This is a genomic window from Bradyrhizobium sp. NAS80.1, assembly GCF_001908205.1.
In the GTDB taxonomy this organism is placed as follows: domain Bacteria; phylum Pseudomonadota; class Alphaproteobacteria; order Rhizobiales; family Xanthobacteraceae; genus Bradyrhizobium.
In genome coordinates, this window is sequence record NZ_LGHL01000197.1 from 1 (window position 1) to 6847 (window position 6847).

Here is a 6847-nt window from a genome sequence, read left to right on the forward strand (position 1 = left end):
CGACTCGCCCTCCTTGTTTGAGGCTCTGCCCAGTCCATCCGGGCAACCCTCGTTGCAACATCGAGGGTGAGTCGCCTCATTTTGTGGAGGGGACATACAGTCTAGCGGACATCTTGCGCCAACATGCACTGTTGCGCGATTGCGCGTCATCCCGCCTGAATTCTCCATCGACCTCGCAGCTTGATGTCTCGCGGCAGAGGGAGCCGGACGTACCGAGCGCGGGACGAAAACCCGCCGATCATTTGACCGCGCCGCCCGTGATGCCGCTGATGAAGCGGTCCAAAAAGAGATTGTAGGCGATCGCCACCGGAACGCTGGAAATAAGCGCCGCGCCCATCAATTCACCCCAATAAAAAATATCTCCGCGGATCAAATCTGTCGCGACTCCCAAGGTAACGGGCTTCTCGCTGGAAGAGGAGATGAAGGTCAGCGCGTACACAAACTCCTGCACTGTTAGCGTGAACGCAAAGATCACCACGGTCAGAATGGCAGGCACAGAAAGAGGAAGGACCGTTTTCACGAATGCCCCCACGACAGTGCAGCCGTCGACGATCGCGGCCTCCTCGATCTCCCGCGGCACCGACTTGAAGAAACCCATGAGCAGCCAGGTGCAGAACGGGATGGTGAAAGTGGGGTAGACGACGACAAGAGCCCACATGCTGTCCTGCAATCCGAACAACGTAACCACTCGCGCGAGAGGCAGGAACAGAAGCGTCGGCGGAACCAGATAGGTCAGGAAGATGCCGATGCTCAGATTTTCGCCGCTACGGCCCGGCATGCGCGCTAGTCCATAGCCGGCTGGCAGCGCCACGAGAAGAGTGATAGCCACGACACAAAGCCCGATAAGGGCGCTATTGGACAGCCACTGTACAAATAGCGTGTCTTCAAACAAATACTTGAGATGTTCGAGCGTAGGCGGCGCGTTGAACCAATAAGGGATGGACTTGAGATTGTAGAGGTCGCCGTCCGCCTTGAAGGTGGTGATCAGCATCCAGTAGAAGGGAAACGCGGCGAATACAACGATGGTAACCACCGTGGCATAAAACGAACTCTGCCCAACCACCTTTCTGGCAAGCCGCCGCATGTCAAATCTCCCGCCGCCGCAGCGACCGCAAGAGCAGGATCACCGCGACCAAGAGGAAGGGGAACAGGAACAGACAAATGGCCGCTCCGTGAGCGACATCGCCCGAGAGGATGCCCACCTGAAACGCTAGCGAGCCGAGCACCTGCGTGCTGTTGATCGGTCCGCCCTTCGTCAGCAAATAGACGACGCTGAGATCCGTGAAGGTGAACACGGTGCCAAAGATCACAGCGATCATGATGATCGGGGCGATCATTGGCAGGACGATCTGATAGTTGCGCCGCCAGAAGCCCGCGCCGTCAATCGTAGCGGCATCCAGCACATCCTGCGGCACCGACGTGAATCCGGCAAGGAAGATCACGACGCCGAAAGGAAACAATCGCCAGGCATGCACTGTCGCCACGGCAATCATCGCCAGATCCTCTTGCCCCAGCCATTGCGGCCGGTTTGCCGCATCGATCAACCCTGCCGCGACCAGCGTCCAGTTGATGACGCTGTAGAGCGAGTCGAACATCCACAGCCAGGCCAACGTCGCCAGTGACACCGGTACTGCCCAGGGCAGAACGATAAGCGCGCGGGCAAGCCGGCGTCCCGGGAACTCCTGCATGAGGAGCATGGCGCCGATCTTGCCCAGCAGCAGGCCGATGATTTGGGCACTGATTGTGAAGATGAGGGTGTTGGCCAGCGTCCGCCGGAATATCTCACTGTCCATGACCTCGCGGAAGTTCTTCAACCCGACAAACGTGTAGCTCGGATTGAAGATGCTGTAGGCACTGACGCTGTAATATAGGGCAAGCAGGAATGGCAGCCCGACGAGCACGACGACATAAAGGATCGCGGGGATGATGAACAGCGGCCCGAGCACCTCGAGCCGATCGAATGTAAATCGCGATCGCGCCAGCCGACGGGGCGCGGCTGCCTGGGCGGTCACGCTCATCGAGCTTGCTCCTTGGGGCTGACGATACGCCGACCGTCCCGATCGAAATAGCGCAGCTCCGCGTTCCGAACCGCAAATTTGTGCCATTCACCGGCGCGGATGCCAGACAGTGGAACGTGGGCCGGCAGCTTCGCCGTGACTTCGCGCTTCGCCTGGAAACCATCCAATGCGCCGTACAAGATACGCTCCGATCCGAGATATTCCATGCGATCGATGCGGAAGGGCAGCTCGGAGAGAGCGGCTCCGTCGAGCATCTCCCGCGGCAGGAAATGCTCCGGCCGAAAACCCAAGAGTCCACCGTTATGCTCGACCAGGTTCATGGGCGGGGTCCCGAGGAAACTCGCGACAAAATCGTCGGCGGGGTGGTCGTAAATTTCGCTTGGAGTTCCGACTTGTCGGAGCTTGCCATGGTCGATAACCGCGATGCGATCGCCCATGCCCATGGCCTCGACCTGGTCGTGCGTGACGTAAATGGTGGTCGTTCCCACCTTCTGCTGGAACTGCTTCAGCTCACTGCGCGCGCTTGCCCGCAGCTTCGCGTCCAGATTGGACAGCGGTTCATCCAGCAGGAACACGGTTGGATTGCGTACTAGCGCACGGGCCAGCGCCACACGTTGGCGCTCGCCTCCCGAAAGCTGGCGGGGACGCCGGTGAAGCAGGTGGTCGATCCCGAGCAGGCTGGCGGCCCAATCGACCTTGCGCTTGATGTCGGGCCGCGGCGTACCCTGCGTCCTCAGCGGAAATGCAATGTTGTCGGCGACAGTCAGGTGGGGATAGAGGCCATAGCTCTGAAACACCATGGCGACGCCACGCGCGCGCGGCGTGATGTCATTGACGATTTCGTCATTGATCAGGATGTCGCCGGACGTTTGCCGCTCGAGACCGGCGATGATCCTAAGGAAAGTAGTCTTGCCGCAGCCCGATGGACCGAGCAGCACCAGAAACTCGCCGTCGCGGGCCGATAAGCTGACACCATCGAGGGCAGCGACGTCACCGAAAACCTTTCTGAGGTCTTTGACAACAACCGCGGCCATCTGCACTTCCTCCATCCTTGAACAAGGAACGCCTAAAGCTGCCCTCCACGGCCGGCAGGCTGCAGTTGCCTTGCCCGATCGGTATCGATGTGCCGCGAGGCGAGCAGTTATCCACTCGCCCGCGGGTCGCAGCGGTTATGCCGCCGACCACTTCCTGTAGATCAGTTCGGTCTCCTTCTGTGCCCAGGCGACCGCTTCCTCTGGTGTCGCTTTGTCGGTCGCGGCCTTGGCCATCATGTCGACGATGACGAAATTGTCCGCGACCTCGTCAGAGGCTGGCCCGGCCGGTCCCGGATAGCCATAAGTGGCGTGCCACTCATCGGCGGTCTCCAGCACCTGCAGCTTGTCGGCCGGGTGCGAGGTTGGATCGTTCGACAAGATCGGCATGGGCTTGGGCACGAGGTTCTCGAACAGCGGATGATTGTAGCCCGTGCTCGCCTCGAAGATAGCGACCCAATTGTCAGTCCAGTAGCGCAGGAACTCGATTGCCGTGTCCTTGCTGCGCGCGAAACGCCAGACTCCATAGGAGTTGGGCGATCCACATGCCAACCTACGCACAGGGCCGGCCGGCGTTTTCCAGACGTGGATCTTGTCGGCCAATTCGGGGTTGGCCTTCTGTATCGTCCGGTATGCGGAGATCGGGTTGTGGATCCATGATCCTCGACCGGATGCCAGTAACCGGTTATTGCTGGCATCGTCCCAGGACAGGACTTCCGGTTCCATGGCGTCTTTATAAATGGCGCGAACGAGCTTCACGACCTCGAGCGTCTCTTTGGAGTTGAGGGTGACGCGCTTGCCCGTCTGGTCGCATTCAGAGGCGCCATAGCTCCACAGCATGCTGCGGTACGAGAGGTTCGGGTCGACGGAGTGCCCAAGCGAGATCCCAATCGGGGTGCCCTTCGCTTTGAGCTTGGCGCCACCGACGCGGATGTCTTCCCAGCTATCTGGTTTCATCCCGACCTCGTCCCACAGATCTTTCCGGTAAAGGCCGGGGAACGAGATGTAGTAGGCCGGAAGGGCGCTCCAGACCTTCGTATCGTCGTTGTACCCGATCTGGCGACCGACCTGATGGACCTTGCCGTGCTTCTTCTCCACCTCGCTGACGAGACTGCTGAGATCGACGACATGTTTTTCGTACAAATGCGGGCCGCCCGATCCACTGAAGGCAAAAATATCATGGCCGGCACCCGCGGAGACCTCGGCCGCAGCACGCGCTGGTAGCTCCAGATGCGGTATGTGATCAACGGTCACCGTGATGCCGTTCTTCTTTCCCCACTCCGCTGCAAACCCATCGAACCATTTATCGTACTGCGGCACGAAATGGCTCCACTGGAGGATCTTTAGCGTCTTGGCCTGTGCAAGCGCGGTAGACACGAACGGCAACGAAACCGCCGGCGCCAGAGCCACAGTTCCAGCCGTTGCTCCCACCCGCTTCAAAAACCCGCGTCGTGTGACGGATGATCTGGAAATTTCTCGTTCTGACCGCATGTTCGTCTCCTCCTGACAGTCGTTGTTCTGACCAACCACATTGCAACGTGGTGAGGCTTTGCGCGCTGGCGTTGCAAACGCCTTCGCCTGGTTCCTCGACTGTGGTGGGCGCCGATGTAAGTGCCTCGCCCCCTAGGCCGGCAGGCGCTCTCCAGGACTGACCTCCTGGTTGGTCTGGCCACCAGCTGGTCCAAGGATGGTTTTTCGGGCTGCGATCGAATACGTCGATACTAGGCGCCCACCAGTCGTGGCAGCTGGCTCTGACGACAGCCCAATCCTGCCTAAGTCAGTCGGCGCGCTCCACCACTCTTGAGCGCGAGCCAAGCCCGCGGCCAGGGATAGGTGACAAGTAGTGGCAGCTACAGCACCTGCGTAACCCATCGTTTCCCCTAACAGCGGCAAGACGAGGTCACCGGGCAGTTCGTACTATCGTACTCCTGCTTCAGCACGGCCACAAATACTCCTTAAGAATGGCCGACGTGGAGGACATCCGTCGCACGAGGTTGGACACTCAGGTGCTGCACCGCATCCAAGGTGCGCGCCGCGTGCCCCTGGAGCGACCGAGGCAGGAACGCCGGAGTCTGTGATCTCTCTCCGATCTGCGGCTGGTTCAAGGGCTTCGGCATGCCCGACTTGAGGGAGGCCAAAATCTTGCTCGACGCTGTGGCGCCACAAGGACACTTGTGGTCGCGAGGCCCCGGTAAGATATCTGGCCCGATTAGCACTTGAGGCACGATGTGAGCCATTTCTCACGCGTCCGGCAGTCGAAAGTGCTAGTCTTAGAAGACTGCGCAAGGCCCGGTTCTTACGGGACACATGCAACGGCGGAAATTCGTCAGGGTGCTGGAAGGAGCCGTGACCGTTTGGCCGCTCGCTGCATGCAGTCGGAGAAACAACGATGCAATTGCGGGCCTTTGGGCGTACGGGGATGCAGCTCTCGGTGCTGGGCTTCGGCTGCGGCGCAGTGGGGGGACTTATGGTACGCGGCGATGCTGCCGAACAGGAGCGTACCATCGCGCGGGCGATCGCTGCTGGCGTGAACTACTTCGACACCGCGGTGCTGTACGGCAATGGCGAATCAGAAAGGAACCTTGGCCGAGTCTTGCAAAAGCTGAAACCTGCTAACGTGGCCGTCGGCACCAAAGTGCGGTTGCTGCCCAGCGAGTTCAGTCGCATCGCCGACGCCGTAGCGATGTCGCTCGAAGGCAGTCTGGCGCGACTACGTCTTGACCGGGTCGACATCTTTCACCTGCACAATCCGATTACCGAGACAGGCGGCGGATTGGCGCTGAGTGTCCAACAGGTGCTCGGCGACGTAGTACCAGCGTTCGAGCGCCTGCGTCAGCACGGGAAAACTCGTTTCCTCGGGATTACGGCAGTAGGCGACACCGCGACACTGCATCAAGTGATCGACTCACGCGCCTTCGACAGCGCTCAGGTCGTCTACAACGTGCTCAATCCATCTGCCGCCGAGGAATTGCCGACGAACTATCCGGCACAAGATTACGGACGATTATTCGATCACACCAAGGCGGCCGGCGTTGGAGTAGTGGGCATCCGCGTGCTAGCCGGTGGCGCACTGTCGGGCTCAGCCGATCGTCACCCGATCGCGGGTCCGCCGCCCGAGCCGATTGGATCGGCTATGACTTACGGTGCCGATGTCGATCGCGCACGGCGTCTCCTCCCTCTGGTGAAGGAGGGGCTAGCCACCAGCCTGGCCGAAGCCGCCACACGGTTTGCGCTGTCGCACCCGTCGATGGGCACGATCTTGGTCGGTATGGCGACGCCGCAACAGTTCGAGGAGGCACTCGTTGCGGTTCAAAAAGGCCCACTACCGCGAGCTGCATTCGACCGGCTGTCGGCACTGTGGCAGGAATTCTCTGGCGAACCACGATAATTGCCCAGGTTGGCCCATCCACGATTGCAGCTAGAGCTCAACCGCCTTCAATTTAAAAGGCGATGACTTCCGAGTCTGGCCCATCAGCGAATTGGCGGCGCACGTCTTTGAAGTCGGTTCAGTGGGGTGGAGCGGACTAGATTTGCTCAGGATGAGTTCTTCGCATGTTGACCCGATGCCGACATCAGTTCTTCGGGAAGGCTTGCTGAAACATCACAGGCGTTGGCGGCCTCTCCGGTTTAAAGCCCGCTAAACCAGTTATAACCTTCATCCTCCCAGTAGCCGCCGGTGTAGTTGTTGAGCACGGCAAGCCCGATGACGTGCTTTGGATTTTTGAAGCCGAGCTTGGTCGGAATGCGCAGGCGCATCGGAAAACCGTATTTCGGCGGCAGGACCTCTCCATCGTACTT

The 6847-nt window shown here is 59.9% G+C and carries 6 protein-coding genes; 1 reads left to right on the forward strand and 5 read right to left on the reverse strand.

Going from position 1 to position 6847, the window contains the following annotated elements; all coding sequences use genetic code 11:
- Positions 1 to 238: 238 nt before the first annotated feature.
- The 4 genes from AC629_RS35285 to AC629_RS35300 all read right to left on the reverse strand — a co-directional run bounded on the left by AC629_RS35285 (position 239) and on the right by AC629_RS35300 (position 4579).
- Complete coding sequence (locus AC629_RS35285; RefSeq protein ID WP_084809373.1) at positions 239 to 1084, reverse strand: carbohydrate ABC transporter permease; 846 nt, start codon at positions 1082 to 1084, stop codon at positions 239 to 241.
- Position 1085: 1 nt separating this feature from the next.
- Positions 1086 to 2018, reverse strand: coding sequence for a carbohydrate ABC transporter permease (locus AC629_RS35290; protein ID WP_084809374.1), 933 nt, complete (start codon positions 2016 to 2018; stop codon positions 1086 to 1088).
- The gene (locus AC629_RS35295; protein WP_084809377.1) at positions 2015 to 3052 is read right to left on the reverse strand and encodes an ABC transporter ATP-binding protein; all 1038 of its coding nucleotides are present in this window, start codon (positions 3050 to 3052) and stop codon (positions 2015 to 2017) included. Before AC629_RS35295 ends, AC629_RS35290 begins: the two co-directional genes overlap by 4 nt.
- Positions 3053 to 3187: 135 nt before the next feature.
- Positions 3188 to 4579: an ABC transporter substrate-binding protein gene (locus tag AC629_RS35300; protein ID WP_084809375.1), complete on the reverse strand. Its 1392-nt coding sequence runs from the start codon at positions 4577 to 4579 to the stop codon at positions 3188 to 3190.
- 859 nt (positions 4580 to 5438) lie between these two features.
- Between AC629_RS35300 and AC629_RS35305 the strand changes: the two genes are divergently transcribed.
- Positions 5439 to 6437 (forward strand): aldo/keto reductase, encoded by a 999-nt coding sequence (locus AC629_RS35305; RefSeq protein WP_084809376.1) that lies wholly within the window; start codon positions 5439 to 5441, stop codon positions 6435 to 6437.
- A 239-nt stretch (positions 6438 to 6676) separates the two neighbouring features.
- Here AC629_RS35305 and AC629_RS35310 read toward each other — a convergent pair.
- A partial coding sequence (locus tag AC629_RS35310) for a molybdopterin-dependent oxidoreductase (RefSeq protein WP_168195662.1) occupies positions 6677 to 6847 on the reverse strand: 171 nt, incomplete at its 5' end.